Below are 26,786 nucleotides of genomic sequence, written 5' to 3' on the forward strand. Positions count from 1 at the left end.
AACTCGCCCCGGCGCCGCTGTTTCTGGCCTGGACGAAGGCATGGCGGCGGCACTCATCGGTTCTTCTCGAAGTCGGCCAGCAATTTCGTCAGCGCCCGGGACAAGCCGTGCAAGGCGGCGGCGATCTCGCGGTTCTTGACGATGTTCACCGTGCTTTGCTCGGAGGCGGCGCCCAGGCTTTCCATGCTCTGCGCGACCTCCGCCGAGGCGCTGGATTGCTGTTGCAGCGAGTTGGCGATGGCCGCGGTGACCGTTTCCAGACCGGCACTGGCCTGATCGATCTGCTGCAGGCTGTCGACGGTTTGCTGGATGTTGTGCTGCACCCGCTTGATGCAGGCGCCGACGGCCTGGCGGCCGTCGATGATGTGCGCGATTTTCTCTTTCAGGAGTGCGATGGAGGCGCGGATGTTGACGGTGTTGTCGGCGGTGTTTTCGGCCAACTGTCTCACCTCGTCGGCCACCACTGCAAAGCCGCGTCCCTGCTCGCCGGCGCGCGCGGCCTCGATGGCGGCGTTGAGGGCGAGCAGATTGGTCTGCTGGGCGATGCTCTGGATGATGTCGGTGATCGAGCCGATGTCCTCCGAAATGCCCTCCAGCTCCTGCACCGCGGCATTGGTCGTTGAGGCGCCACCGGCGGCCTCGTCCATCGCCGACTTCGATTCGTCGATGAAACGGTTGCCCGCCGCCACCAGCGCCCTGCTGCGCTTGGCGTGCGCCGAGCCCTCTTGCGTCATGGTGGAAATTTCCTGGATCGATACCGCCAGCTGCTCCATGGCGGCGGCGATCTGCGCCACCCCTTGCGCGATCTGGGTGTTCTGCTGGTAGAGCTGCTGGGTTTCCGTTTCGATATGGGTCGAGGTGCGGTCGATGCGATGGTTGACCGCCACCACGTCCGACACCACCGCCTGCAGATGGAGCCGGGTGGACTCGAGCGCGGCGAACATGTGCTGGAACTCGCGCGGGCCGCTCGGGACAACGGACTGATCGAGGCGCCCCTCCCGCCACTGGGCCAGGGCCGCCAGCACGAGACGGCCGGAGCGCCGGGCTTGCCGCAGCGCGTAGAACAGCAGTCCGCCCGCCAGCGTGATGCTCGCCAGATTGAGCGCCAGCGCCAGAGAACGATCGAGCCACAGGCCGCCCAGCACGCCCGCCATCATCACCAGCAGCGCCGCCGCTAGCCAGAACGACAGCGCGCGGGCCTGCAGCGGCGGCGTGGCCGGAAACGCCGCCGCTCCGCGTTCGAGCGCGCGGTACAACTGCTCGGCCTGCTGCTTTTCCAGCGCGCTCGGCGCCGTGCGCACCGACATGTAGCCGACATGCCGCCCCTGCTCGTGCAGCGGCGAGACGTGGGCCTTGACCCAATAAAAGCCGCCGTCCTTGCGGCGGTTCTTCACCAGGCCCTGCCAGGTCTGGCCGCGCCGGATGGTTGCCCACAGATCGGCGAACGCCTGCACCGGCATGGCGGGGTGCCGGACGATATTGTGGTCCTGGCCCAGCAGCTCCTCCTCGGCGAAGCCGCTGATGCGCATGAACTCCGGGTTGGCGTACAGGATTTTTCCCTGTAGATCGGTTTTCGTCACGATCGGGCAGCGGGGATCGAGCGCCACTTCGTGATCGGTGATCGGCAGATTGTTTCGCATGCTGTACCACTAGGTGTTCGGGGAAAGGACTCGCGCGGGTGCCGTGCCGGCCGGTTCGGATAAGCCGATCCGGCCAGCCGGGTTGGCGACGGCAAAAAACCGGGGGGCTCTGACGAACCACCCGGTTGCTCTTCGCCCGCCCGCTTCAGGCGCTGGCGCGTTTGCGTTCGACTTCGGTGGTCGGCGCGGCCGCGGTTTCGCCGTTGAGGCGGAAGTCGAAGTCGATCGAGGCGAACGGCTTCTGCAGGCCCTTCCTGTCGATCTCGGCCGCGTCGGTGATGCGGTTCACCGCCGGCACCAGACCCTCGCGGCTGGCGAAGGCGAAGTCGTCCCACAGGTAGTCGTCACCGTCGATGTTGATCTGCGTGGTCAGCTTGCGGTGGCCGGCGGCGGTCACGAAGAAGTGGATGTGCGCCGGACGGCGGCCGTGGCGGCCGAGCAGGTTCAACAGGCGCTGGGTGGTGCCTTGCGGCGGACAGCCGTAGCCCATCGGCATGATGCTGCGGAACTGGTAGCGGCCGTTGGCGTCGGTGACGATGGTGCGGCGCAGGTTGAAGTCCGACTGGCTCTTGTCGAAGAACGAGTAGTTGCCCATCAGGTTGGCATGCCACGCTTCGACCTGGGCGCCCGGCAGCGGCTTGCCGTCGGCGTCGTACACGGTGCCCTGCATGAACAGCACTTCGCCCTGCTCCACCTCGCTGCCGTCGTCCATGCGGGCGAAGCCTTCCGACTTCGGCGCGCCGGCGACGTAGAGCGGGCCTTCGATGGTGCGCGGGGTGCCGCCGGTGAGGCCGGCTTTCGCTTCGGCTTCGTCCATGCGGATGTCGACGAAGCGCTCCAGGCCCAGGCCAGCGGCCAGCAGCCCCAGTTCGTGGGTGGCGCCGGCTTCGGCGAAGTACTCCAGGCCTTTCCAGACTTCGCTCGGGCTGAGGTCGAGGTCTTCGATGGCCTTGAACAGGTCGCTGGTCAGGCGCACCGCGATCTGCTGCACGCGCGGGTTGACTTCGCCGGTGGCGGTGTCGACCAGGAAGCTTTTTACCAGGGCGTCGATTTCTGCGTGTGTCATGTCTCTACTCCTCATTTATATCGTCGTGCCAATGCGTTGTGGCATTCCGTTCAACCGGCCGAACGCATTTCACGGCCTTGTCTCGGGCTGAATGGGTGGGGGTTCGGGGCTTAGCGGTCGTCGTCGCGGATCGACGAGGGGTGGCGGCACAGCGGCGTGACCTCGATCGTCATGTACGGGAACAGCGGCAGGGTCGATACCAGCTGGTGCAGTTCGTCGACGCTCTCGACGTCGAAGACGCTGACGTTGGCGTACTGCCCGGCGACGCGCCACAGGTGGCGCCACTTGCCGGCGCGCTGCAGCGCCTGCGCCTGTTCCTTCTCGACTTGCTTCAGCGCGGCGGCCTCGGCGGCCGGCATCGCGGGCGGCAGATTCACTTCCATGCGTACGTGGAACAGCATCTCGTCCATCCTTTCCTGTTGATCTTTTGGTGAAACCCGGCGAGTCATTTATTTCCGGCGCAGGGTGGCCAGCTTGTCCCGGTCGATCTGGATGCCCAGGCCCGGTCCGGTCGGCACCTGCAGCATGAAATCCCGGTACTGCAGCGGCTCGACGAGGATTTCCTCGGTCAGCAGCAGCGGGCCGAACAGTTCGGTGCCGAAGGCGAGCTCGCCGAAGGTGGCGAAGACGTGGGCCGAGGCGGCGGTGCCGACCGCGCCTTCCAGCATGGTGCCGCCGTACAGGCCGATGCCGGCGAGCTGGGCGATATCGGCCACCTGCTTGGCCGGGATCAGGCCGCCAGACTGGGCGATCTTGACCGCGAACACGTCGGCGTCGGCGTCCTTGGCAAACTCGAAGGCGCTGAGCGGGCCGTGCAGCGATTCGTCGGCCATCACCGGCACCGCGAACTGGCGCGCCAGGCGGGCCAGCCCGGCGCGGTTCTCGGCGCGCACCGGCTGTTCGATCAGGTCGACGCCGCCGTCCTGCAGCGCGGCGATGCCGTTGACGGCGTCGAGTTCGCTCCAGGCCTGGTTGACGTCGACGCGTACGCTCACCGCGTCGCCGAGCGCCTTCTTGATGGCGAGCACGTGCTTGACGTCGTCGGCCACCGGGCGCAGGCCGATCTTGAGCTTGAAGATGCGGTGGCGGCGCTGCTCGAGCATGCTCTCGGCTTCGGCGATGTCGCGGGCGGTGTCGCCGCTGGCCAGGGTCCAGGCCACCGGCAGCGCGTCGCGCAGGCGGCCGCCCAAGAGTTCGGACAGCGGGATGCCGAGGCGGCGCGCCTGGGCGTCCAGCAGCGCGGTTTCCAGCGCGCACTTGGCGAAGCGGTTGCCCTGGATGACCTTGCGCACCCGCGCCATCGTCGCGGCGACGTTGCGCGCCTCCTGACCGATCAGCAGCGGGGCGATGTGCGTGTCGATGTTGACCTTGACGCTCTCGGGACTCTCGTCGCCGTAGTTCAGGCCGCCGATGGTGGTCGCCTCACCCCAGCCCTTGATCCCGTCTTCGCACTGCACGCGCACCAGCACCAGGGTCTGGGTGTTCATGGTGGCCACCGACAACTTGTGCGGGCGGATGGTGGGCACATCGACCAGGATGGTCTCGATGGATCTGATCATGTCTTTAAAGTATCAATCGCTAAAATTACCAACTGAAACAGCAGCTTATTAGGTTATTTTTTCACCATCCAATACTGTTTTAGCATCAGACCGATACCTGGAAGGTATCCATTTGGCGATCAACCCGTCTGCCCTGCGCTTCCGCCCGCTACCCCGTAGCAAAGCCCGGCGCGGGCCGTTGCGAGGTGCGCTCTGGCTGGAGACGATTGAATACCCGTTGGCGCCGGGGAGCTATCCGGCTACTGGTCAATGGCTATCCGCTTTTTTTGCGGACGACGGCGAAGAGGAGAAGGACAAAGGACGCGCCCGTGCGGCGCGGGCAGCGACGGGGCTACCTCCCGGATGGCATGAACACGCACCGGAAGCGCTCAAGGAGGGGAGGACGGCAGGACGGCCCAAAAAAACGGATAGCGAACGCCAAGTAGCCGGATAGCCCCGCCCCCCGATCAGGTATTCAATCGCCGTGGTCTTAGCGTGATTAAAAGACCATCACAAGGCAGGAGGAGAACTGATCATGAGCACGGCAAAAACCCCATCGCAATGGCAAGAATTCATCGGCGGCTGTCTGGACTTCCGACCCGCGGAAGGCGTGTACCGGATGGCGCGCGAGATGTTTACCGAGCCGGAACTGTTCGAGCTGGAGATGGAATTCATCTTCGAGAAGAACTGGATCTACGCTTGCCATGAAAGCGAAATCCCCAACCCGCACGACTTCATCACCCTGCGCGCCGGCCGCATGCCGATGATCGTGACGCGCGACGGCAACGGCGGACTGAACGCCATGATCAACGCCTGTCAGCACCGCGGCGCCACGCTGACGCGCCTGAGCAAGGGTAATCAATCCACCTTCACCTGCCCGTTCCACGCCTGGTGCTACAAGAACGACGGCCGCCTGCTGAAGGTGAAGGCGCCGGGCGAATACGGCGAGGACTTCGACAAGTCCGCGCGCGGCCTGAAGAAGGCGCGCATCGAGAGCTACAAGGGCTTCATCTTCATCAGCCTGGACGCCAACGGCCGCGACACGCTGGAAGACTACCTGGGCGATGCGCGCGTCTTCTTCGACATGATGGTGGCGCAGTCCCCCACCGGCGAACTGGAAGTGCTGCCGGGCAAATCCACCTATACCTTCGACGGCAACTGGAAGCTGCAGAACGAGAACGGCCTGGACGGCTACCACGTCAGCACCGTGCACTACAACTACGTGGCCACGGTGCAGCACCGCCAGGGAGCCAACGCGCAAAAGGGCGAGGCAGGCAGCGGCACGCTCGACTACAGCAAGCTCGGCGCCGGCGACGCCGAGACCGACGACGGCTGGTTCTCGTTCCGGAACGGCCACAGCGTGCTGTTCAGCGACATGCCCAACCCGGTGGTGCGCCCCGGCTACGCCAGCGTGATGCCGCGCCTGGTGGAGGAACACGGCCAGGCCAAGGCGGAATGGATGATGCACCGCCTGCGCAACCTCAACATCTACCCCAGCCTGTTTTTCATGGACCAGATCAGCTCGCAGCTGCGCATTGTGCGCCCGGTGGCCTGGAACAAGACCGAGATCATCAGCCAGTGCATCGGCGTGAAGGGCGAATCGGACCTGGACCGCGAAAACCGCATCCGCCAGTTCGAGGATTTCTTCAACGTCTCCGGCATGGGCACGCCGGACGACCTGGTGGAATTCCGCGAACAGCAGCGTGGCTTCCAGGCCCGCCTGGAGCGCTGGAACGACATTTCGCGCGGCCACCACAAGTGGCTGCAAGGCGCCACGCCGAACAGCGAGCTATTGGGCATCCAGCCGGTGCTGACCGGCACCGAACTGACCCACGAAGGCCTCTACGTCAACCAGCACGGCGCCTGGCGCGAGTTCCTGCTCAAGGGCCTGCAGCAGAAGTGCAACGACAGCAAGGAGATTTGAACCATGAGCCAACGACAGCATGCGATCGAACAGTTCCTTTACCGCAAGGCCGAGTTGTGCGACGCGCAGGACTGGGACGCCTACCTCGATCTGTTCGATGAAGACAGCGAATTCCACGTGCCGCAGTGGGACTCCGAACACGAGTACACCACCGACCCCAAGCGCGGCATGTCGCTGATCTATTACCGTAACCGCTCCGGCCTGGAAGACCGCGTGTTCCGCCTGCGCACCGGCAAGTCGGCCGCTTCCACGCCGCTGCCGCGCACCCTGCACCAGATCAGTAACGTGCGTATCGACGAGCATCCGGACGGCCAGCTCGAGGTCAAGGCCAACTGGACCACCTTCTATAGCCGCCACGGCGTCGCCGAGCACTTCTTCGGCCGCGTCACCTACCGGCTGCGCCCCGAGGGCGAGAGCTGGAAGATCGTCCGGAAACACGTGCTGCTGCTCAACGACACCATCAACGCGGTGCTGGATTTCTACCATCTGTAAGCGGGAGGACCCTGCCATGAGCCACAAAGTCGCCTTCAGTTTTGCCGACGGCAAAACGCTGTTCTTCGACGTCCGGCCCAACGAAGTTCTGCTCGACGCCGCGCTGCGCCACGGGGTGAACATCCCGCTCGACTGCCGCGAAGGCGTGTGCGGCACCTGCCAGGGCCGCTGCGAAGCAGGCCGCTACAGCCAGGACTACGTCGATGAGGAGACCCTGTCGGCGGCGGATCTCGCCGCCCGCAAGGTGCTGACCTGCCAGACGCGGGTGCAGTCGGACGCCTCGTTCTACTTCGATTTCAACTCCAGCCTGTGCCACGCCGGCGGCACCCGCCTGCTTTCGGCCAACGTGAGCGGGGTACGGCAGGTGTCCGAGACCACCGCGATCCTGCACCTGGACGCCAGCGCCTACCCGCAGCAATTGGACTTCCTGCCCGGCCAGTACGCGCGGCTGCAGGTGCCGGGCAGCGGCGCCTGGCGCTCGTACTCGTTCGCCAACCGCCCCAACCCGCGCAACCAGCTGCAGTTCCTGATCCGCCTCTTGCCCAACGGCGCGATGAGCGACTACCTGCGCGAGCGCTGCCAACCGGGCCAGACCATCGAATTCGAAGCCCCGCTGGGCGCCTTCTACCTGCGCCAGGTGGAGCGGCCGCTGGTGATGGTGGCCGGCGGCACCGGGCTGTCGGCCTTCCTCGGCATGCTCGACGAGTTGGCCGAACAGGGCGGCTGCGGCCAGCCGGTGCGGCTCTACTACGGCGTGAGCAACGCGCGCGACCTGTGCGAACTGGAACGACTGGCGGGCTACGCCGAGCGCATCGCCGATTTCTCGTACCAGATCGTGGTGATGAACCCCTCGCCAGAGTGGGCGGGCAAGACCGGGCTGATCCCCGAGCATCTCGACCGCCGCTGGCTGGCCGCCCGCCCCTTCGACATGTACCTGTGCGGCCCGCCGCCGATGGTCGAGGCGATCAAGCAGTGGCTGGACGCGCAGGGCCTGGCAGACGCCCGCCTCTACTACGAGAAGTTCAGCGACAGCAACACCAGCCGCTGACACCCTGGCCGTGCCCGTCCTGGCGGGTACGGCCCAAGTCTATGAAATTGCGTCCAAATTCCCTATGCTAGGCGTAGGCGGAGGGTGGCCATGAGCGAACAGAAGCAAACGCAAGCCGAGTGCGATTGTCTTGGCATACACGCGCTGCGTAACGACCTGGACGGCGCGCGCGACTGGATGGCCGGCATCTGCGGCCCGCACGGGCTGGAAGTGAGCTGCCCGCAACGGCTGCAGTTTCACCACGCCGGCAACGTGCTGCGCTCGATGGCCACCTCGCTCGGTTATGTCGAGTACGGCACCGACGTCACCGTGGTCGTGCGCGAGGATACCCCGCTCAACTGCTACAGCATCAGCCTGCCGCTGGTGGGCGAGCAGGAACTGTCGGCGGAAGGCCGCCTGCTGCTGTCCGACAGCAACAACGGCCTGATCTTGCAGCCGCATGAAAACCAGGCCCTCACCATCGCCGGCAACTGCCGCAAGATCCTGGTGGCCATCCCGCGCCCGGCCCTGCGCAAGGTGCTGGAAAACCTGCTGCAACGCCCGCTCGATGCCCCGCTGACCTTCCAGGCAGGCATGGATGCCCATAGCGGCGATCAGGCCGCCTGGTGGCGCATGGTCAAATACCTGCTGAGCGAGATGGAGCGCACTGGCAAGCTGTTCAGCCACCTCTACATGGCGAACGACCTGGAGCACGCCCTGATCAAGGGGCTGCTGCTGTCGCAGCCGCACAACTACTCGGACGAACTGGCCAGCATGCTGGCGCCGTCCTGTCCGCACTATCTGACGCGCGCCCGGCAATACATCCACGAAAACGCGCACGAGGACTTGAACCTGGAGGACATCGAGCGCGTGGCGGGCGTGTCGCGCTTCAAGCTGTTCGAGGGCTTCAAGCGCCATTTCGGCCTGGCGCCGATCGCCTATCTCAAGCAATTCCGGCTCGAGGCGGTGCGGCGCGACATCCTGGCGGACCGCTCCGGCCGCAATATCTCCAGCATCGCCATGAGCTGGGGCTTCACCCACCTGGGACGCTTCTCCAGCGACTACCGGAAACTGTTCGACGAAACGCCGTCGCAGACCTTGAGCCGCATCGGGCGGCGCTAGCGCCACCCGGCCGCCCCCTCCCCGCCTCAGGGCGGCGGCGCGATCACACCGCGGCCATCGCGCAGCCAGCGCTCGAACGCCTCCGCCGGCAGCGGCGGGCTGAACAGGTAGCCCTGGCCGCTGTCGCACCCCAGCTGGCGCAGGAACGCCAGCTGTTGCGGCGTTTCCACCCCTTCGGCCAACGCCTCGAGCTTGAGGTTGCGCACCATGGCGATGATGGTGGTGACGATCTCGGCATCGCTGCTGTCGCGCGGCAGGTCGCGCACGAAGCTGCGATCGATCTTCAGCTTGTCGAGCGGGAAACGCTTGAGGTAGGCCAGCGAGGAGTAGCCGGTGCCGAAGTCGTCGATGGCCAGGCTCACCCCGAGGCGCTTGAGCGCATTCAGCGTCTTCACTGCCTGCTCGGCCTGTTCCATCAGCGCCCCCTCGGTCAGCTCCAGTTCCAGTTGCGCCGGCGGCAGCCCGCTGCCCTGCAGCGCCTTGCGCACCTGGCCGACCAGATCGTGACGCAGGAACTGCCGCGGCGAGAGGTTGACCGCCAGCAGCAGCGGCAGCCCGGCGTCGAGCCAGGCTTTGCCCTGGCGGCACGCCTCGTGCAACACCCAGTCGCCGAGCGGGACGATCAACCCGGTCTCCTCGGCCAGCGGGATGAAGCGCGACGGCGGCACCAGCGCCGCCCCCGGCGGCTGCCAGCGCACCAGCACCTCGGCCCCCAGCACCCTGCCGCTCGCCAGCTCGACCAGGGGCTGGTAGTGCAGCACGAACTCCTCGCGCCGCAGCGCCCGGCGCAGGCTGGTTTCCATGCTCAGTCGCTCGTTGGCGGCGCGCGTCAGCGACTCGGTGTAGAAGCGGTACGCGTTGCTGCCCTGGGCCTTGGCCAGGTACATCGCGGCATCGGCGTTGCGGATCAGCTCGCTGGCGCTGCGCCCGTCGCCGGGGTAGAGGCTGATGCCGATGCTGGCGCCGACGTAGGCCTCGCCCCCGCCGGAGAAGTTGAAAGGCTGATCGACCACCTTGAGCAAGGCGTGCGCAATGCTGGCGACCTGCTGCACCGGCGCCTCCTCGATCACCACCAGGAACTCGTCGCCCCCCAGGCGCGCCAGCGTATCCTCCTGACGCAGCCGCTGATGCAGGCGCTGCGCGATGGCCACCAGCAGCTCATCGCCCGCCTGATGCCCGAGGCTGTCGTTGATGGTCTTGAAGCGGTCGAGATCGATGAACATCACCGCGAGCGGGAAGGCATGACGCCGGGCCCGCTCCAGGGCGTGCTCCAGCCGGGCCAGCGCCAGGTGACGATTGGGCAGCCCGGTGAGGGGATCGTAATGCGCCAGTGCGCTCCAGCTGCTCCTGGCTGTCCTTGAGCTGGCTGATGTCATTGAACACGAAGACGTACTGGCGCGGCCGGCCCTGCTCGTCGCGCACGCAGCTGATCGACAGCCACAGCGGAAACGGCGTGCCGTCCCGCTTGCGATGCCAGAGCTCCCCCTCCCAGCGCCCGCTCGCGAGCAGCTGCCGCCAGATGCGGCGGTAGAACGCGGCATCCTGGTGCGCGGTGCGCCACAAGGGCGGCGTCCGTCCCCGCAGGGCCTCCACCGGGTAGCGGGTGATCTCGCCAAAGGCGGCGTTCACCGCCAGGATGCGGCGATGGTGGTCGGTAATGATCACGCCCTCGAGCATGCTGTCGAACACCGTCAGCGCAAGCTGCTGGGCCTCTTCCGATTGCTTGCGCGCCGAGATGTCCTCCACCACCAAGATGAAATATTCAGGCCGCCCGCCTTCATCGCGCATCAGCGCCGCGGTGAGATTAGCCCAGACCAGTTGGCCGCGCCGCTGCCGATAGCGTTTCTCGATGGAAAAACTGGGAACCTCGCCACCGAGCAGGCGTCGCGTCATCGCCAGATCGCTGTCCTGGTCGGCGGGATGGGTGATGTCCTGAAGGGTCAGCCGCAGCAGCTCTTCGCGCGAGTAGCCGAGGATGTCGCACAAGCGCTGGTTGACGCGGATCCAGTGGCCGTCGAGCCCGAGGTGGGCGATCCCCACCGCCGCCTGCTCGAAGGTGCCGCGAAACAGCTGCTCGCGCTCGCGCAAGGCGTCGTCCTGCGCCTTCTGGACGCTGATGTCCTGCAGCACCCCCAGCACCAGGCCGGGCGCCTCCTCGTCGAGATGCACCTGGTAGTGCAGCCGCAGCCACACCGGCGCCGCGCCGGTGCCGGCACGGCAGAACTCGACGCTGCCGCTGCCTTCGGCCAACATCGCATCGAGCACCGTCGCGACCCGCGCGCGATCGCCCGCCGCCACCCGCTGCAGCAGGGTGCCGCGCTCCGTGCGCGTCTCGCTGGCGGGCAGCCCCAGCAGCTGCCGGGCGGCGCCGCTCCAGAGGAACTCGCGGCGCGCGCTGTCGTATTCCCAGCTGCCCAGCTGCGCGCTCAGCTGCGCCTCCTGGAACAGCGCCTGGTTGCGCCGCAGCTGGACCAGCAGCTGTGCCTGCGACTTCAAGGCACGCCGCACCAGGTAGTAGAGCAGCAGCGAGATGCCGGCGACGAAGCCCATCCCCTTGTAGGTCTGCAGCATCATCAGGGTCTGCGTGCTGACCGGCAGCGAGGCCAGGAAACGGTCGCTGAGCACGATCCACAGCACGCCCGCCAGGGCGAACGTACCGGACAGGCGCAGCGCTTGGCGCTGGTGAGTCATGGGGCTCCAGGTCGGGGAAGGATAGGGGGAACGCGCCAGCCCTATCCCGGCGCGTCATGTACTTGGCATTATAATGGGACAAGCCCGCCGGCGCGCTGCTCTTGCCGTTGCGGCGCGAGCGGCAACCATCCTGACCGACAGGAAAAACCCCGCTTTGCCACGGGCCGGCGCCTCCCTCCGGGGAGTCTATGGTAGACTCGCGCAACATGTTCATTTGCCTATGAAAACACGACTCCTCGCCCTCCTCGTCACCCTGCTGTGCGCCCAGAGCGCCCTGGCCGGCCGCGTGCTGCCCGCCACCCTGCAAGTCGGAGAAATCAACGCCGCCGACAGCGCGCAGATCAGCTTCGCGGCCGAGCGCTCCTGGCTGCAGGCACTCACCGGACTCTTCATCCCGTCCGGCACCGCCTATCCGCTGGCGCCCGGCGTACGCATCCTCGACGAGAACAACCGCTTCCTGCTGACCGGCCAGCTGCCGGGACTGGTGGGCCGGCGCGTGGGGGTGACGGTCGATATGTCAGGCGCCATCAACCGGATCTGGGTACTGACGGACGACGATCTGCGCACCCTGGCCCGGCCATAACCCTAGCTGGAATCGCTGTTGCCATGAAGAAGGTATATATCAAGACCTTCGGCTGCCAGATGAACGAGTACGACTCCGACAAGATGGTCGACGTGCTCGGTGACGCCGAAGGCATGGTCAAGACGGACAACCCCGAAGAGGCCGACGTCATTCTGTTCAACACCTGTAGCGTGCGCGAAAAGGCGCAGGAAAAGGTGTTCTCCGATCTCGGCCGCATCCGTCCGCTGAAGGACGCCAGTGCCCGATCTGATCATCGGCGTCGGCGGCTGCGTGGCGTCGCAGGAAGGCGACACCATCGTCAAGCGCGCGCCCTACGTGGACGTGGTGTTCGGCCCGCAGACCCTGCACCGCCTGCCCGAGCTGATCCGCGCCAAGCAGGACAGCGGCGCGGCCCAGGTCGACATCTCCTTCCCCGAGATCGAGAAGTTCGACCACATCCCGCCCGCCAAGGTCGACGGCGGCGCCGCCTTCGTCTCGATCATGGAAGGCTGCTCCAAGTACTGCTCGTTCTGCGTGGTGCCGTACACCCGCGGCGAGGAAGTATCGCGCCCGTTCGACGACGTGCTGACCGAAATCGCCGGCCTCGCCGCCCAGGGCGTCAAGGAAATCACCCTGCTGGGGCAGAACGTCAACGCCTACCGCGGCCTGATGGCCGACGGTGAGATCGCCGACTTCGCGCTGCTGCTGGAATACGTGCACGAAGTGCCGGGCGTGGAGCGCATCCGCTTCACCACCAGCCACCCGCGCGAATTCAGCCAGCGCATCATCGACTGCTACGCCAAGCTGCCCAAGCTCGTGTCGCACCTGCACCTGCCGGTGCAAAGCGGCTGCGACCGCGTGCTGATGGCGATGAAGCGCGGCTACACCGCGCTGGAATACAAGTCGATCATCCGCAAGCTGCGCGCCATCCGCCCCGACCTGTGCCTGTCGTCCGACTTCATCGTCGGCTTCCCCGGCGAGACCGAGGAAGACTTCAACTCCACGCTCAAGCTGGTCAAGGACCTCGAGTTCGACTTCAGCTTCGTGTTCATCTACAGCCCGCGTCCCGGCACCCCGGCCGCCAATCTGCCGGACGACACGCCGCACGAAGAGAAGGTGCGCCGTCTCGAAGCCTTGAACGAGGTGATCGAGGCCAAGGGCTTCGCCATCAACCAGAGCATGGTCGGCACGGTGCAACGGGTGCTGGTCGAAGCGGTGTCGAAGAAGGACCCGAACATGCTGGCGGCACGCACCATGAACAACCGCGTCGTCAACTTCATCGGCAACCCGCGCCTGTTGAACCAGATGATCGAGGTGCGCATCACCGAGGCGCGCCCGCACTCGCTGGCGGGCGAAATCGTGACCACCGAAACCGTCTGAAGGAGTTCCGCCCGGCCCATGCCGGGCGTATCCTTAAACCATACCATTCACGCTTCGGCCAACCATGTTCATCGTCTCCCTCAGCTACACCGCCCCGCTCTCCGCCGTCGACGCCCTGCTCGACGCCCACGTCGCCTGGCTGCAACGCGGCTACGCCGACGGCGCCTTCCTGGCCTCGGGGCGCAAGGTGCCGCGCAACGGCGGCGTGATCCTGGCGCGCGGTGAACGGGCCGCGCTGGAACAAAGGTTGGCCGAAGACCCGTTCGCGCAGGCCGGCCTGGCCCAGTACGACATCACCGAATTCATTCCGACCCTGACCGCGGCAGACCTCGACGCCTTGCGCGAGCCCCTGCCCGGCTGAACGCCGCGGAGCCGATCCCCCTTGCAAACCGAACAGCTAAGCTTCAACCCCATCGACAACGAACGCCTGGCGCGCCTGTGCGGCCCGCTCGACGAAAACCTCAAGCAGATCGAAACCGGGCTGGACGTGGTGATCCAGCGCCGCGGCGAGGGCTTCCGCATCCGCGGCTCGCGCGCCGCGGATGCCGCCACCGCACTGACCCGTTTCTACCTGCAGGCCGAAAAACAGGAGCTGTCGATCGACGACATCCAGCTTGGCCTGGTCGAGGTTCGCCAGCATGCCGCCACGCCGGAAGAAGAAGCGCCGGTGCTGGCGACGCGCCGTGGCGACCTGCGCGGCCGCACGCCGCGCCAGAACAGCTACATCAAGGCCATCCAGCAGCACGACATCACCTTCGGCATCGGCCCGGCCGGCACCGGCAAGACCTACCTCGCCGTCGCCTGCGCGGTGGACGCCATGGAGCGTGACGCCATCAAGCGCATCGTGCTGGTGCGCCCGGCGGTCGAGGCCGGCGAGAAGCTGGGCTTTTTGCCCGGCGACCTGGCGCAGAAGGTCGACCCCTACCTGCGCCCGCTGTACGACGCGCTCTACGACCTGATGGGCTTCGACAAGGTGACCCGGCTGTTCGAGAAGAACCTGATCGAGATCGCCCCGCTCGCCTACATGCGCGGCCGCACGCTGAACAGCGCCTTCATCATCCTCGACGAGGCACAGAACACCACGCCGGAACAGATGAAGATGTTCCTGACGCGCATCGGCTTCGGCTCCAAGGCGGTGATCACCGGCGACATCACCCAGATCGACCCGGCACGCCACCAGAAAAGCGGCCTGGTCGAGGTCGAGCGCATCCTGAGCCACGTGCGCGGCATCCACTTCCATCACTTCCAGAGCGATGACGTGGTGCGCCACCCGCTGGTGCAGAAAATCGTCGACGCCTACGACGCCCATCAACTGAAAGAACTCACGCAAAGCAAGTCCGATGAAAAGAGCTAAGCGCACCCCGCTGCGACAAAGGTTGGCCGAACGCCTGGAATTGACGCTGGATATCCGCAGCGACGCCGCCGACCTGCCCCGCGCCGCCGACCTGCAACGCTGGGCCCGCGCCGCCTTGCAGGCCGACGTGCAGAAAGCGCAGATCAGCCTGCTGCTGGTCGAGAGCGAGGAAGGCCGCGCCCTCAACCGCGACTACCGCGGCAAGGACTACGCCACCAACGTGCTGAGCTTCGCCCTCAACGAAGGCGAAACCCTCCCCGGCATGCCCTTGTTCGGCGACCTGGTGCTGTGCGTGCCGGTGGTGGCACGCGAAGCCGCCGAACAGGACACCCCGCTCGCGGCCCACTACGCCCACCTCACGGTGCACGGCATGCTGCACCTGCAGGGCTACGACCACGAAGACGACGACGAGGCCGAGGTCATGGAGGCGCTTGAAACCGCCATTCTCGCCAAGCTAGGATATCCGGACCCCTACGCGGCGGAGAAAACCTGACACCATGGACGATTCCAGCAAGAGCAGACCCGGTTGGCTGGAGCGCCTGTCGACGCTGCTGCTGCGTGAGCCGGAAGACCGCAAGGAACTGGTCGAATTGCTGCACTCGGCCTTCGAGCGCGACCTGCTCGACGCCGAAGCACTCGGCATGATCGAGGGCGTGCTGTCGGTCAGCGAACTGACCGTGCGCGACGTCATGGTGTCGCGCAGCCTGATGGACGTGGTCCGGCACGATGAAACCGTGGAGAAGCTGCTGCCCTTCGTCATCGAGACCGGGCACTCGCGCTTCCCGGTGATCGGTGACGACAAGGACGACGTGCAGGGCATCTTGCTCGCCAAGGACCTGCTGCGCTACTTCCACCAGCCCGCCACCTTCAAGCTGGCCGACATCCTGCGCCAGGCGGTGTTCGTCCCGGAATCCAAGCCGCTCAACCTGCTGCTGCGCGACTTCCGCACCACGCGCAACCACATGGCCATCGTGGTCGACGAATACGGCGGCGTCGCCGGCCTTGTCACCATCGAAGACGTCATCGAACAGATCGTCGGTGACATCGAGGACGAATACGACAACGACGACAGCGCCGACAACATCATCCCGGTGCGTGGCCAACGCTACCGCGTCAAGGCGCTGACCGAGATCGCCGACTTCAACCACTACTTCGATACCGGTTTTGCCGACAACGACGTCGATACCATCGGCGGCCTGGTGATCTCGCTGTTCGGCCACCTGCCCAAACGCGGCGAAACGGTGCAAAGCGACGACCTGCGCTTCACCGTGATCCGCACCGACGGCCGCCGTCTGCACACCCTGCTGGTCGAACGCCTGCAAACCCAGGACCAGCCGCTCACACCCTGACCCATGCGCACCTTACTGCTCCTGCTCGTGGCCGCGCTCGCCGGCGCCGCCACGCTGTTCGCCTTCGCCCCCTACCGCCTGTTCTGGCTGATGCCGCTCGCCCTAGCGGCGCTCGCCGAACTGGCCCAACGCCGCCCCCAGCGCGCCTTCTGGCTCGGCTACAGCTGGGGGGTCGCCGCCTACACCGCCAACTTCCACTGGATCTACTACAGCCTGCACGACATCGCCGGCATGCCGTTCTGGCTCGCCGCGCCGATGACGGCGCTGCTGCCGGCCTACCTCGCGCTCTACCCCGGCCTCGCGCTGTGGCTCGCCTGCCGCATCGACCGCCGCCCCGCCATGCGCTGGCTGGTGCTGTTCCCGGCTCTTTGGACCCTGGCCGAATGGCTGCGCGGCTGGATGCTCACCGGCTTCCCCTGGGGCACCGCCGGCTACTCCCAGATTACCGAGAGCCCGCTGGCGGGCTACGCCGCCGTGTCCGGCGTCTACGGCGTCACCCTGCTGGTGGCGTTCAGCGCCGGCGCCCTGATCGTGCTGCCCCGCCTCGCCAACCGCTGGCGCCTGGCGCTGCTGCTGACGATCGCCGCGTGCTGGGCCGGCGGCCAGCAACTCAAGGCGATCGAGTGGACCCGGCCCGTGGGCAAACCGCTGCGCGTGGCGCTGGCCCAGGGCAACATCCCGCAGAGCCTGAAGTGGGATCCGGCGATCTACGAATACACCCTCACCAGTTACTATCGCCAGGTCGCCAACACCCGCGCCGACCTGATGATCCTGCCGGAAACCGCCCTGCCCGTGTTCCTCGACGAACTGCCCCCCGGCTTCCTCGGCCTGCTCGCGGCCACCGCCGAGCGCAACCAAATGGCCCTGGCCTTCGGCGTGCCGCGCCGCACCGACGACGGCCGCGGCTACCTCAACGCCGTCATCGCCCCGACCACGCCGGGGCTGCCGTACTACGCCAAGAACCATCTGGTGCCGTTCGGCGAGTTCATCCCGCTGCCGGGCATCACCAGCTGGATTTACCGCTTCATGAACATGCCACTCTCCGGCTTCAGCCGCGGCGGCGCCGACCAGCCGCCGATCGCCATGGCCGGCCAGCAGGTGGCGTTCAACGTCTGCTACGAAGACAGCTTCGGCGAGGAGCTGATCGGCCCGGCCGCCAAGGCCACCCTGCTCGCCAACGTCAGCAACCTGGCCTGGTTCGGCCAGAGCGACGCCGCCAGCCAGCATCTTCAGCTATCGCAGACGCGGGCGCTGGAAACCGGGCGGCCGATGCTGCGCGCCACCAACACCGGCATGACCGCGATCATCCACGCCGATGGCGAAATCGGCTCGATTGCCGCCCCGTTCACGCGCCAGGTGCTGTCCGGCATGGTACAGGGACGCACTGGACTGACCCCCTACATGCAGTACGGCAACCGCCCGGTCCTGCTGCTGGCCGCCCTGCTGCTGATGCTGGCCATCCTGATCGGGCGTCGCCAGCGCGGGCAACAGGCATGAAAAAGGCCCGGCATTGGCCGGGCCTACTCGCAGCGACTAGCGCGCTTACCAGCGGAACCGCGCCACCTGATCGCGCAGGGTATCGGCCAGTGCATGCAGTTCCTCGATCGCATGCGACGCCGCCAGCGAGGCGTCGGCATTGACCGCCGCGCTCTGCGCGATATCGTCGACGTGGCGGGCAATCCCCTGACTCGCCTCGCTCTGCTCCTTCAGCGAGTGCGAAATATCGTTCACCACCAGCACCACCTGCTGGGCGCTGTCGCGGATGCGCGCAATCGCCTCACCGCCCTGCTCCGCCAGCTGCAACCCGCTCTTCACGCGTAGTACCGCCTCGGCCATGGTGCTGTGCGAAGCATCCGAAGTCAGGCGAATTTCATCGATCATGCCGGCAATTTCCTGGGTAGCCTGGGCGGTACGCTCCGACAGCTTGCGCACCTCGTCGGCCACGACGGCAAAACCGCGTCCGCTCTCCCCGGCACGCGCGGCCTCGATCGCCGCGTTGAGCGCCAGCAGATTGGTCTGATCGGCAATATCCTTGATCACCTGCATGATGCTGGAGATGGTCTGGGTCTTCTGGGCCAGCTCGCCGATGCTCGACGCCGCCTGGTCCACCGACTCGTTGATGCGCTGCATCTCGCCCACCGCGCTGGCGATCACCTCCCCACCCTCACGCGACAGCGTGCCGGAAGCCTGCGATAGCTGGCGCGCGTCCTGCGCATGCTCGGCAATCTGGTTGATGCTCACCGTCATCTGCTGCACCGAAGCCGCCATCGACGTCGCGGCGCCGCTCTGCTGCCCCGAGGACTGCGCCACCGACTCGGCGTTACCGGCGATCCGGGAGCTCATGCCGGACATGGTATTGGCCCCTTCCGCAATCCGCTGCACCAGCTGGCGCAACTGCGACTGCATGTCGGCCACCGCCGCCAGCAGGCTGTCGCGGTCGCCCGGAGCGAGCGCAATCGAGGCATCCAGCTGGCCGTCGGCAATACGGCGCACGATGGCGGCGGTCGCCGCCGGCTCGCCGCCGAGCTGACGCAGCACGCTGCGCACCAGCAGCAGCCCGCCCCCGAGCAGCAACGCCAGCACCACGCCGACCCGCAACACCAGGCCCAGCAGCGCCCGCTGGAAGGCCGCGTCGAGATCGTCCAGGTACAGCCCGGTGCCGATCATCCAGTGCCAGCCCGGCGTTACCGTCAGGTACGATATCTTCGGCTGCGGCGTCGTGGAGCCCGGCTTGTCCCAGACGTAAGGCGCAAAACCCTTGCCCTGCCCCTCCTGCACGGTTTTCAGAAACAGCGCTGCCAGGTCGACGCCTTCCGGCGTTTTCATGCCGTGGGCGCTCTGGCCGATCTTGTCGGGGCGCGCGCCATGCGCCACGTACACCATATTCTGGTCGTAAGCGAAGAAGTACTCCTTGCCATCGTAGCGAATGGCATTGAGCGCCGCCGCCGCCAACGCCTTGGCCTGCGCTTCGCTCAGCGCCCCGCTGGCAGCCTTCTGCTCGTAGTTGGCCACCACCGCCACCGTCGCCTCGACCAGATTGCGCACCTTGTCCTTGCGATCCTGCAGCAGGCTGTCACGCTCACTGAGCAGGCTCCAGCCACCCTGCACACAGACCAGCACGGCCACCAGGCCCAGCAGCCCCAGCAACCTTGCCCGCAGACTCCAGCCATGATTTGCTTGTTTCATTGTTCTCCCCTGGTTATGCCGGCACACGGCTTCGGCCAACCCTGGCCGCCGGGTACATCGGAGGCTGCCTGGCAGCAGTCAGCCCCCCTCAGGATACTACTAAGCCTTCAGCATAGGCTCTCAGGAAAAACCCTAGTACCCCACTCGTCAGCCACCTGGAGCCGGATCAGGGACAGCCGGCCACGAGGCGCCAGAGCGTCACCTCCCCTTCTTGATCGGCCTGGCAGGAGGATTCTTGAGCCGCCTGGTACCTGCCGGTACCGCCTGGATGCCGATCACGCTACCCGAGCGCGCTCCGGCCTGCTAACCTCGCAGGCAGCACCCGCCCGGTCGGGCCAGGCGCCATGAAGCCAACGCCATGACGTCATCCGGCGAGACGCGACAACCCTATCGCAAGAAAGCGGCCAAACCGGACCGATGCCCACACAGCAGCCAGGCCATGGCCAACCCACGCCCGGCATCACCGCAGCCGAGCACGCTAGGCAGGCCCCATTCACCCCGCAGCAACGCACATTCCTAAGGAGCAGATCCGTGCAACTGGCCAGCATGTACGTCCACCCCCTCAAATCCGCCCGCGGCATTCCGTACACCCGGGCGTTTGCCTCGTGGCAGGGCTTGCTGCACGACCGTGAGTGGCTGCTGACCGATGAGGCCGGGCGCTTCATTACCGCACGCGACTATCCCCAACTGCTCACGATCCGCTGCACGCCGATTCCCGGCGCCCTCCTGTTCCAGGCCCCGGACATGGCCCCCGTCGCCGCGCTCGCCACCGAATTCGACACCCCCAGCGCTACCAGCGTCTGGAAAGACCATTTCACCGCCTATCATGGCTCGCCGCGGACCGACGCCTGGTTCAGCCGCTACCTCGGTATTCCCTGCCGCCTGTTGTGGCTGGGGCGCCACTCCCATCGCAAGCAGAAGACCAGCGAACACGGCCTGTCCTTTGCCGATGGTTACCCCTACCTGCTGGTCAACCAGAGCTCGCTCGACGAACTCAACACCCAGTTGCCCCAGCCGGTCACCCAGCGCCACTTCCGCCCCAACCTGGTTGTCAGCGGTGCCACGCCCTACGAAGAAGACGACTGGAAGGTGGTACGCATCGGCGCGGTGATCTTCGACGTCGCCAAACCCTGCACCCGCTGCACCCTGACCACGGTCAATCCTGACAACGGCATGCCGTCGCCAGACGGCGAGCCCCTTGCCACCCTGATCAAGACTCGCCAGCTGCCCGAGGGCATCTGCTTCGGCGTCAACCTGGTACCCCGCAACGAAGGGATCCTGCAGCTGGGCGACCCCTTCGAGGTGCTTGAGCTACGCTATACTTTCTGACGGCAACTCCAGAGAGGGGGCCGACAAGAGCCCGCCACAGGGCCGCCAACGACAACACACCCTGACAACACAAGACACATGGATTATCAGACCCTCCTCGATGAAATAGCGCAGGACATCGCCCCCTATTTCGGACTGGGCAAGGTGGCGAACTACATCCCCGCCCTGGCCAAGATCAACCCACAGCAGTTCGCCATCAGCATCGCCACGCTCGACGGCCAGCAATACTCCACCGGCCAGGGCGACACCCGGTTCTCGATTCAGAGCCTGTCCAAGGTATTCATGCTGTCGCTGGTGCTGGGACGTCTTGGCGACAACTTGTGGACCCGCGTTGGCAAGGAACCGTCAGGCAACCCCTTCAACTCGCTGATCCAGCTGGAAAACGAGAACGGCATTCCCCGCAATCCTTTCATCAACGCCGGTGCGCTGGTGGTGACCGATCTCGCCAACTCGCTGTATGGCGAAGCCAAGGCGGTGCTGCTGGATTTCTTGCGTCAGGAAAGCGGCGCCGACGACCTCGCCTTCGATCTCGAGGTGGCGCAGTCCGAGCAACAGCACGGCGACCGTAATGCCGCACTGGCGCACTTCATGAAAAGCTACGGCAACATGGTCAATCCGGTAGAGCGCACGCTAGACAGCTACTTCCACAGCTGCAGCATCACCATGAGCTGCGCCGAACTCGCCCGCGCCGGCCTCTACCTCGCCAACCACGGCCTCTCCCCGGTCAGCGGCCAGCAGCGCCTGAGCCGCAGCCAGGCCAAGCAGGTCAACGCCATCATGCTCACCTGCGGGACCTACGACGCCGCCGGTGAATTCGCCTACCGGGTCGGGCTACCATGCAAAAGCGGCGTGGGGGGAGGCATCCTGGCGGTCATCCCCGGCAAGCTGAGCATGGCGGTGTGGAGCCCGGCGCTCGACAGCCAGGGCAATTCGCTGATCGGGCTGGAAGCGCTCGACCGTTTCACCACCCGCACCGGGCTATCCATTTTCTAGCCTTCGCGAAGCGGAAAATAAAAAAGCCAGCTTGCGCTGGCTTTTTTATTCAGAGCACCCGAAGGTTACTCGGCTTCTTCTTCCACTGCTACCGCATCTTCCGGACGATCCAGCAGCTCAACCAGAGCCATCGGAGCGTTGTCGCCGTTGCGGAAGCCGTACTTCAGGATGCGAACATAACCGCCATTGCGGGCGGTGTAGCGCGGACCCAGTACGTCGAAGAGTTTTACCACGATGTCGCGGTCACGCGTGCGGTCGAAAGCCAAGCGGCGGTTTGCCAGCGACGGCTTCTTGCCCAGCGTGATCAGCGGCTCAGCCACACGGCGCAATTCCTTGGCCTTCGGCAGCGTGGTCACGATGACTTCGTGACGCAGCAGCGAGTTAGCCATGTTGCGCAGCATAGCCAGACGGTGGCTAGTCGTGCGGTTCAGTTTACGATTGCTATAACGATGACGCATTGTTAATGTCCTTTAATCTCAAACCTTACGGTTTTTCCAGCCCTGCCGGCGGCCAGTTTTCCAGCTTCATGCCGAGAGTCAGGCCTTTGGACGCGAGAACTTCCTTGATCTCATTCAGGGACTTGCGGCCGAGGTTCGGGGTCTTCAGAAGCTCGGTCTCGGTACGCTGAATCAGGTCACCGATGTAGTAAATGTTCTCGGCCTTCAGGCAGTTAGCCGAACGAACCGTCAGTTCAAGATCGTCGACCGGACGCAGCAGGATCGGATCGATCGGCGGCGCCTTTTCAACGACTTCTTCAACCGCAGTACCTTGCAGATCAGCAAAAATCGACAGCTGATCCATCAGGATGCGCGCGGCGTTACGCACGGCTTGCTCAGGTTCGATCACACCGTTGGTCTCGATATCGAGCACCAGGCGATCCAGGTCAGTACGCTGCTCAACGCGGGCGCTTTCCACACCAAAGCTCACCCGGCGAACAGGAGAGAAGGAAGCATCCAGTTGAATGGTACCGATGGCGCGGTTATCGTCCTGGTTAACGCGAACGCTAACCGGCTGGTAACCACGACCCTTCTCGACCTTCACTTCCAGATCGATCTTGCCGCCAGCTGCCAGATGGCAGATGACGTGATCCGGATTGATCACCTCAACATCGTGCGGCAACTCGATATCGCCAGCCAGAACAGCGCCCTCACCCTCTTTTTTGAGAGTAAGAACGACGCTGTCACGACCATGCAGCTTAAGCACCACGCCCTTGAGGTTCAAGAGGATGTCAACGACATCCTCGCGAACGCCATCAAGAGCGGAATACTCATGCAAAACGCCAGCGATAGTGACTTCGGTCGGTGCAAAACCCGGCATCGAGGAGAGCAGAATGCGACGCAGGGCATTACCCAGAGTATGGGCATAACCGCGTTCAAACGGCTCCATCGATACACGCGCGTGAGTAGCCGAAACCGGCTGCACATCGATGAGTCGCGGTTTAAGAAATTCCGAAGCGCTGTTTTGCATAGTCATTCCCTAGAGCTAGCGATTACTTGGAGTAGAATTCCACAACGAGCTGTTCGTTGATATCGCCAGCCAGTTCGGAACGCTCCGGAGCCGACTTGAAAACACCTTCCATCTTCTTGGGGTCAACAGAAACCCAAGACGGGAAACCACCCTGCTCGGCCAGAGCCAGGCCTTCAACGATACGGGCCTGTTTCTTGGCTTTTTCGCGGATGGCAACAACATCACCAGCCTTCACCTGGAAGGATGGGATGTTCACAACTTGACCGTTCACCACGATGGCCTTGTGGCTCACCAGCTGACGCGCTTCGGCGCGGGTGGAGCCAAAGCCCATGCGGTATACGACGTTGTCGAGGCGGGATTCCAGCAGTTTCAGCAGGTTTTCGCCGGTCGAGCCCTTCAGGCGCGAAGCTTCGGCGAAATAGTTGCGGAACTGGCGCTCGAGCACGCCGTAAATGCGGCGGATCTTCTGCTTTTCACGCAGTTGGACACCATAATCAGACAGACGGCTCTTGCGAGCGCCATGCTGACCAGGAATGCTGTCCAGTTTGCACTTGGAATCCAGTGCACGACGCGCGCTCTTCAGGAACAGGTCGGTACCTTCGCGACGCGCGAGTTTACATTTCGGGCCAATATAACGTGCCATGTTCTCACACTCTCCGAATTAAATACGACGTTTCTTGGGCGGACGGCAGCCGTTGTGCGGCACCGGCGTCACGTCGGAGATGCTGGTGATCTTGAAACCCAGCGCGTTGAGCGCGCGAACGGCAGATTCACGACCCGGGCCCGGGCCTTTGATACGAACTTCGAGGTTCTTCACACCGTATTCTTGGGCAACTTTACCAGCGTGCTCCGCTGCTACCTGAGCAGCAAAGGGTGTACTCTTGCGCGAGCCCTTAAAACCAGCGCCGCCAGAGGTAGCCCAAGACAAAGCATTGCCTTGACGGTCGGTGATAGTGATGATCGTGTTGTTGAACGAAGCGTGCACGTGCACGATACCTTCGCTAACAGACTTGCGCACTTTTTTGCGTACACGGACAGCTGTGTTTGCTTTAGCCATTATCTGTGTTCCTTAAGATTACTTCTTGCCGGCGATCGCCTTGCGCGGACCTTTGCGGGTACGAGCATTGGTGCGAGTACGCTGGCCGCGGCACGGCAGGCCACGACGATGGCGCATGCCACGGTAAGAGCCCATGTCCATCAGACGCTTGATGCTCATGGTGATTTCGCGGCGCAGATCACCTTCAACGGTGAACTTGGCTACTTCTTCACGCAGTTTGTCCATTTCGGCGTCGGTCAGATCCTTCACTTTCGTGGAGGTAACAACACCTGCTGCAGCGCAAATTTGCTGAGCACGAGTTTGACCGATGCCGTAAATAGCCTGCAGGCCGATAACGGCATGCGCATGGTTGGGGATGTTTACCCCTGCAATACGGGCCATACTCTTTCCTTAAGCCTTAAGACCTTGAAAAGCTTGCGATTGTATCACGCAAAACGCGGGCTAACAAATATTAGCCTTGTTTTTGCTTGTGACGGGGATCCGTGCAGATCACGCGAACAACACGGTTGCGACGGATAATTTTACAGTTACGGCAAATTTTCTTTACCGAAGGCTGAACTCGCATGTCAGTTCCTTTCAATCTCTAAAAAGAGCGAGTGCATTATTTTGCACGGAACACAATTCGGGCACGGGACAGATCATAGGGAGTCAACTCCACCGTGACCTTATCGCCAGGAAGGATGCGGATGTAGTGCATCCGCATCTTCCCGGAAATATGCCCGAGCACTACGTGTCCATTCTCAAGCTGGACCCTGAAGGTTGCGTTCGGCAACGTCTCCAGGACCTCGCCCTGCATCTGAATGGTATCTTCCTTAGCCATATAACCCAGTGTGAACTCGTATATCAGCGGGTAAGAGCATTGCCTTTGAAATTGGCTTTCTTCAGCAAACTCTCGTACTGGTGCGACAAAATGTAGGATTGAACCTGAGCCATGAAGTCCATCGTCACAACGACGATGATCAACAGCGAGGTCCCACCAAAGTAGAACGGAACATTCCACTTCAGGATCAGGAACTCAGGCAACAGGCAAACCAACGTGATATAGATCGCACCGATCAACGTCAGCCGCAGAATGATCTTCTCGATGTAACGCGAAGTCTGCTCACCTGGACGAATCCCCGGGATGAAGGCACCACTTTTCTTCAAATTGTCTGCCGTCTCCTTGGGGTTGAACACCAAGGCCGTGTAGAAATAACAGAAGAAAATGATCGCCGTTGCATACAGCAGGACATAGATCGGCTGGCCCGGATGCAGTTTGTCTGCAACGGACTTCAGCCAGCCCATGCCTTCCGTGTTGCCGAACCAGCCGATGACGGTAGCCGGGAACAGGATAATGCTGGAAGCAAAGATCGGCGGGATCACCCCTGCCATGTTGAGCTTGAGCGGCATATGCGTGCTCTGGCCCTGCATGACGCGATTGCCAACCTGTCGTTTGGCATAGTTCACCAGCACCTTACGTTGACCGCGTTCGGCGAACACGACCAGGTAAGTCACCAGAATCACCGATGCAAACAACACAATGGCAAACAGGATCGGCAACGAACCCTGACTGGTCAGGGTCAGTGTTTTACCGATGGCGGCAGGTACACCGGCGGCAATACCGGCACAGATGATCAGCGAAATACCGTTGCCGATACCGCGCTCAGTCATCTGCTCACCAAGCCACATCAGGAACATGGTGCCGGTTACCAGCGTAACCACAGTCGTCAGGTAAAACTCCCACTGAGGAGTCACCACCAGGTTAGGCTGCTTATAAAGCATCACTGCAATGCCGAAACTTTGGAAAGTCGCCAGCAAAACAGTCGCGTAACGTGTGTACTGGGTTATCTTACGACGTCCAGCGTCGCCCTCTTTCTTAAGCTCCTTGAGCATCGGAACGATTTCCGAGCCCAACTGCAGAATAATAGAGGCCGAGATGTACGGCATAATGCCAATGGCAAATACCGTAAATCTGGAAAGGGCCCCGCCCGAGAACATGTTGAACATGTCGAGGAGGCCCGTTTGCGACGTGTGGAACAACTTCGCTAGTTCGGCAGGGTTGATACCGGGTACAGGTATATGCGCACCAATGCGGTAAACGATCAGTGCACCGATCAGGAACAGCACACGCCGCTTCAGATCGGCAAACTTGTTGCCATTAGAGACTAGAGAAGTATTCGCCACGTACGTGCGCCTTATTCAATGATACTGCCGCCAGCGGCTTCGATAGCTGCGCGAGCGCCGGCCGTCACGGCCACGCCACGCAACTTCAGAGCACGCTCAACCTTGCCAGACAGCACCACCTTGGCCACCAGGGCCTGGGTGGCAACGATGCCGGCTTGCTTGAGGGCGAGCAAATCAATTTCATCAACCGGCAACTGATTCAGTTCGGACAGACGAACCTCAGCAGTCTTGCCGGCGGACAGGGACTTGAAGCCACGCTTCGGCAGGCGGCGCTGCAGCGGCATCTGACCGCCTTCGAAACCGACCTTGTGGAAGCCACCTGCGCGGCTCTTCTGGCCCTTGTGACCACGACCAGCAGTCTTGCCCAGACCGCTGCCGATGCCACGGCCAACGCGACGCTTGGCGTGTTTCGCGCCCGCGCCCGGCTTAATGGTATTCAGCAACAT

The 26,786-nt window shown here is 64.0% G+C and carries 28 protein-coding genes and 1 pseudogene; 13 read left to right on the forward strand and 16 right to left on the reverse strand.

Annotated elements, in window-relative coordinates:
- Nucleotides 1-53: 53 nt before the first annotated feature.
- From ABKF58_RS03175 to ABKF58_RS03190, 4 genes are all read right to left on the reverse strand, one after another.
- Entirely contained in the window at nucleotides 54-1,640 is a 1,587-nt protein-coding gene (locus ABKF58_RS03175) for a methyl-accepting chemotaxis protein (RefSeq protein WP_482583349.1), read from the reverse strand.
- Between the two features lie 145 nt (nucleotides 1,641-1,785).
- The gene (catA, locus tag ABKF58_RS03180; protein WP_008953947.1) at nucleotides 1,786-2,706 is read right to left on the reverse strand and encodes a catechol 1,2-dioxygenase; all 921 of its coding nucleotides are present in this window, start codon (nucleotides 2,704-2,706) and stop codon (nucleotides 1,786-1,788) included.
- Between the two features lie 110 nt (nucleotides 2,707-2,816).
- A complete protein-coding gene (gene catC / locus ABKF58_RS03185; RefSeq protein WP_482583350.1) occupies nucleotides 2,817-3,107 on the reverse strand; it encodes a muconolactone Delta-isomerase in 291 nt (96 codons plus the stop codon).
- Between the two features lie 48 nt (nucleotides 3,108-3,155).
- On the reverse strand, nucleotides 3,156-4,265 hold the full coding sequence (locus ABKF58_RS03190; protein WP_482583351.1) for a muconate/chloromuconate family cycloisomerase: 1,110 nt from the start codon (nucleotides 4,263-4,265) through the stop codon (nucleotides 3,156-3,158).
- Between the two features lie 514 nt (nucleotides 4,266-4,779).
- Between ABKF58_RS03190 and antA the strand changes: the two genes are divergently transcribed.
- From antA to ABKF58_RS03210, 4 genes are all read left to right on the forward strand, one after another.
- Nucleotides 4,780-6,168, forward strand: coding sequence for an anthranilate 1,2-dioxygenase large subunit (gene antA / locus ABKF58_RS03195; RefSeq protein WP_482583352.1), 1,389 nt, complete (start codon nucleotides 4,780-4,782; stop codon nucleotides 6,166-6,168).
- Nucleotides 6,169-6,171: 3 nt separating this feature from the next.
- Nucleotides 6,172-6,660, forward strand: a complete 489-nt coding sequence (antB, locus tag ABKF58_RS03200; protein WP_482583353.1) for an anthranilate 1,2-dioxygenase small subunit — start codon at nucleotides 6,172-6,174, stop codon at nucleotides 6,658-6,660.
- Between the two features lie 16 nt (nucleotides 6,661-6,676).
- Nucleotides 6,677-7,708, forward strand: a complete 1,032-nt coding sequence (gene antC / locus ABKF58_RS03205) for an anthranilate 1,2-dioxygenase electron transfer component AntC (protein ID WP_482583354.1) — start codon at nucleotides 6,677-6,679, stop codon at nucleotides 7,706-7,708.
- Nucleotides 7,709-7,798: 90 nt separating this feature from the next.
- Nucleotides 7,799-8,809, forward strand: a complete 1,011-nt coding sequence (locus ABKF58_RS03210) for an AraC family transcriptional regulator (RefSeq protein WP_008955674.1) — start codon at nucleotides 7,799-7,801, stop codon at nucleotides 8,807-8,809.
- Between the two features lie 26 nt (nucleotides 8,810-8,835).
- Here ABKF58_RS03210 and ABKF58_RS03215 read toward each other — a convergent pair whose 3' ends face one another.
- Both ABKF58_RS03215 and ABKF58_RS03220 read right to left on the reverse strand, forming a co-directional pair.
- Nucleotides 8,836-10,083, reverse strand: a complete 1,248-nt coding sequence (locus ABKF58_RS03215; protein ID WP_482584328.1) for a putative bifunctional diguanylate cyclase/phosphodiesterase — start codon at nucleotides 10,081-10,083, stop codon at nucleotides 8,836-8,838.
- Complete coding sequence (locus ABKF58_RS03220) at nucleotides 9,968-11,500, reverse strand: PAS domain-containing protein (RefSeq protein WP_482583355.1); 1,533 nt, start codon at nucleotides 11,498-11,500, stop codon at nucleotides 9,968-9,970. Before ABKF58_RS03220 ends, ABKF58_RS03215 begins: the two co-directional genes overlap by 116 nt.
- A 220-nt stretch (nucleotides 11,501-11,720) precedes the next feature.
- Here ABKF58_RS03220 and ABKF58_RS03225 point away from each other — a divergent pair, with 220 nt between their 5' ends.
- From ABKF58_RS03225 to lnt, 7 genes and pseudogenes are all read left to right on the forward strand, one after another.
- Entirely contained in the window at nucleotides 11,721-12,083 is a 363-nt protein-coding gene (locus tag ABKF58_RS03225) for a hypothetical protein (protein ID WP_014085770.1), read from the forward strand.
- A 23-nt stretch (nucleotides 12,084-12,106) separates the two neighbouring features.
- A pseudogene (gene miaB, locus ABKF58_RS03230) lies at nucleotides 12,107-13,442 on the forward strand (tRNA (N6-isopentenyl adenosine(37)-C2)-methylthiotransferase MiaB).
- A 64-nt stretch (nucleotides 13,443-13,506) separates the two neighbouring features.
- Nucleotides 13,507-13,803 carry a YciI family protein gene (locus ABKF58_RS03235; protein ID WP_008955670.1) on the forward strand — a complete coding sequence of 99 codons (297 nt, stop codon included), beginning with the start codon at nucleotides 13,507-13,509 and terminating at the stop codon, nucleotides 13,801-13,803.
- A gap of 21 nt (nucleotides 13,804-13,824) precedes the next feature.
- Complete coding sequence (locus ABKF58_RS03240) at nucleotides 13,825-14,796, forward strand: PhoH family protein (RefSeq protein WP_482583356.1); 972 nt, start codon at nucleotides 13,825-13,827, stop codon at nucleotides 14,794-14,796.
- Nucleotides 14,783-15,289: an rRNA maturation RNase YbeY gene (gene ybeY / locus ABKF58_RS03245; RefSeq protein WP_482583357.1), complete on the forward strand. Its 507-nt coding sequence runs from the start codon at nucleotides 14,783-14,785 to the stop codon at nucleotides 15,287-15,289. Before ABKF58_RS03240 ends, ybeY begins: the two co-directional genes overlap by 14 nt.
- A gap of 4 nt (nucleotides 15,290-15,293) precedes the next feature.
- Complete coding sequence (locus ABKF58_RS03250; RefSeq protein ID WP_482583358.1) at nucleotides 15,294-16,145, forward strand: HlyC/CorC family transporter; 852 nt, start codon at nucleotides 15,294-15,296, stop codon at nucleotides 16,143-16,145.
- Nucleotides 16,146-16,148: 3 nt separating this feature from the next.
- On the forward strand, nucleotides 16,149-17,642 hold the full coding sequence (gene lnt / locus ABKF58_RS03255) for an apolipoprotein N-acyltransferase (RefSeq protein WP_482583359.1): 1,494 nt from the start codon (nucleotides 16,149-16,151) through the stop codon (nucleotides 17,640-17,642).
- Nucleotides 17,643-17,687: 45 nt separating this feature from the next.
- Here the strand turns inward: lnt and ABKF58_RS03260 are convergent, their stop codons facing one another.
- Nucleotides 17,688-19,331 carry a methyl-accepting chemotaxis protein gene (locus tag ABKF58_RS03260; protein WP_482583360.1) on the reverse strand — a complete coding sequence of 548 codons (1,644 nt, stop codon included), beginning with the start codon at nucleotides 19,329-19,331 and terminating at the stop codon, nucleotides 17,688-17,690.
- A 531-nt stretch (nucleotides 19,332-19,862) separates the two neighbouring features.
- Here ABKF58_RS03260 and ABKF58_RS03265 point away from each other — a divergent pair.
- Both ABKF58_RS03265 and ABKF58_RS03270 read left to right on the forward strand, forming a co-directional pair.
- Entirely contained in the window at nucleotides 19,863-20,660 is a 798-nt protein-coding gene (locus tag ABKF58_RS03265) for an MOSC domain-containing protein (RefSeq protein WP_482583361.1), read from the forward strand.
- 78 nt (nucleotides 20,661-20,738) lie between these two features.
- On the forward strand, nucleotides 20,739-21,653 hold the full coding sequence (locus tag ABKF58_RS03270; RefSeq protein ID WP_482583362.1) for a glutaminase: 915 nt from the start codon (nucleotides 20,739-20,741) through the stop codon (nucleotides 21,651-21,653).
- Nucleotides 21,654-21,718: 65 nt separating this feature from the next.
- On the opposite strand, the gene rplQ is transcribed toward ABKF58_RS03270, so the two are convergent.
- The 9 genes from rplQ to rplO form a co-directional block, all read right to left on the reverse strand.
- Complete coding sequence (gene rplQ, locus ABKF58_RS03275; RefSeq protein ID WP_008955662.1) at nucleotides 21,719-22,111, reverse strand: 50S ribosomal protein L17; 393 nt, start codon at nucleotides 22,109-22,111, stop codon at nucleotides 21,719-21,721.
- A 25-nt stretch (nucleotides 22,112-22,136) separates the two neighbouring features.
- The gene (locus ABKF58_RS03280; protein ID WP_008955661.1) at nucleotides 22,137-23,120 is read right to left on the reverse strand and encodes a DNA-directed RNA polymerase subunit alpha; all 984 of its coding nucleotides are present in this window, start codon (nucleotides 23,118-23,120) and stop codon (nucleotides 22,137-22,139) included.
- Between the two features lie 22 nt (nucleotides 23,121-23,142).
- Entirely contained in the window at nucleotides 23,143-23,763 is a 621-nt protein-coding gene (gene rpsD / locus ABKF58_RS03285; RefSeq protein ID WP_008955660.1) for a 30S ribosomal protein S4, read from the reverse strand.
- 18 nt (nucleotides 23,764-23,781) lie between these two features.
- Nucleotides 23,782-24,177, reverse strand: a complete 396-nt coding sequence (gene rpsK, locus ABKF58_RS03290; RefSeq protein WP_008955659.1) for a 30S ribosomal protein S11 — start codon at nucleotides 24,175-24,177, stop codon at nucleotides 23,782-23,784.
- 18 nt (nucleotides 24,178-24,195) lie between these two features.
- Nucleotides 24,196-24,558 carry a 30S ribosomal protein S13 gene (gene rpsM, locus ABKF58_RS03295; protein WP_008955658.1) on the reverse strand — a complete coding sequence of 121 codons (363 nt, stop codon included), beginning with the start codon at nucleotides 24,556-24,558 and terminating at the stop codon, nucleotides 24,196-24,198.
- Between the two features lie 70 nt (nucleotides 24,559-24,628).
- On the reverse strand, nucleotides 24,629-24,742 hold the full coding sequence (gene rpmJ, locus ABKF58_RS03300; protein ID WP_011137711.1) for a 50S ribosomal protein L36: 114 nt from the start codon (nucleotides 24,740-24,742) through the stop codon (nucleotides 24,629-24,631).
- Nucleotides 24,743-24,778: 36 nt separating this feature from the next.
- Nucleotides 24,779-24,997: a translation initiation factor IF-1 gene (gene infA, locus ABKF58_RS03305; protein WP_008955657.1), complete on the reverse strand. Its 219-nt coding sequence runs from the start codon at nucleotides 24,995-24,997 to the stop codon at nucleotides 24,779-24,781.
- A 23-nt stretch (nucleotides 24,998-25,020) separates the two neighbouring features.
- Complete coding sequence (gene secY / locus ABKF58_RS03310) at nucleotides 25,021-26,340, reverse strand: preprotein translocase subunit SecY (protein ID WP_008955656.1); 1,320 nt, start codon at nucleotides 26,338-26,340, stop codon at nucleotides 25,021-25,023.
- Nucleotides 26,341-26,351: 11 nt separating this feature from the next.
- Complete coding sequence (rplO, locus tag ABKF58_RS03315) at nucleotides 26,352-26,786, reverse strand: 50S ribosomal protein L15 (RefSeq protein ID WP_008955655.1); 435 nt, start codon at nucleotides 26,784-26,786, stop codon at nucleotides 26,352-26,354.

This window comes from Pseudogulbenkiania sp. AW2-16, assembly GCF_056824575.1.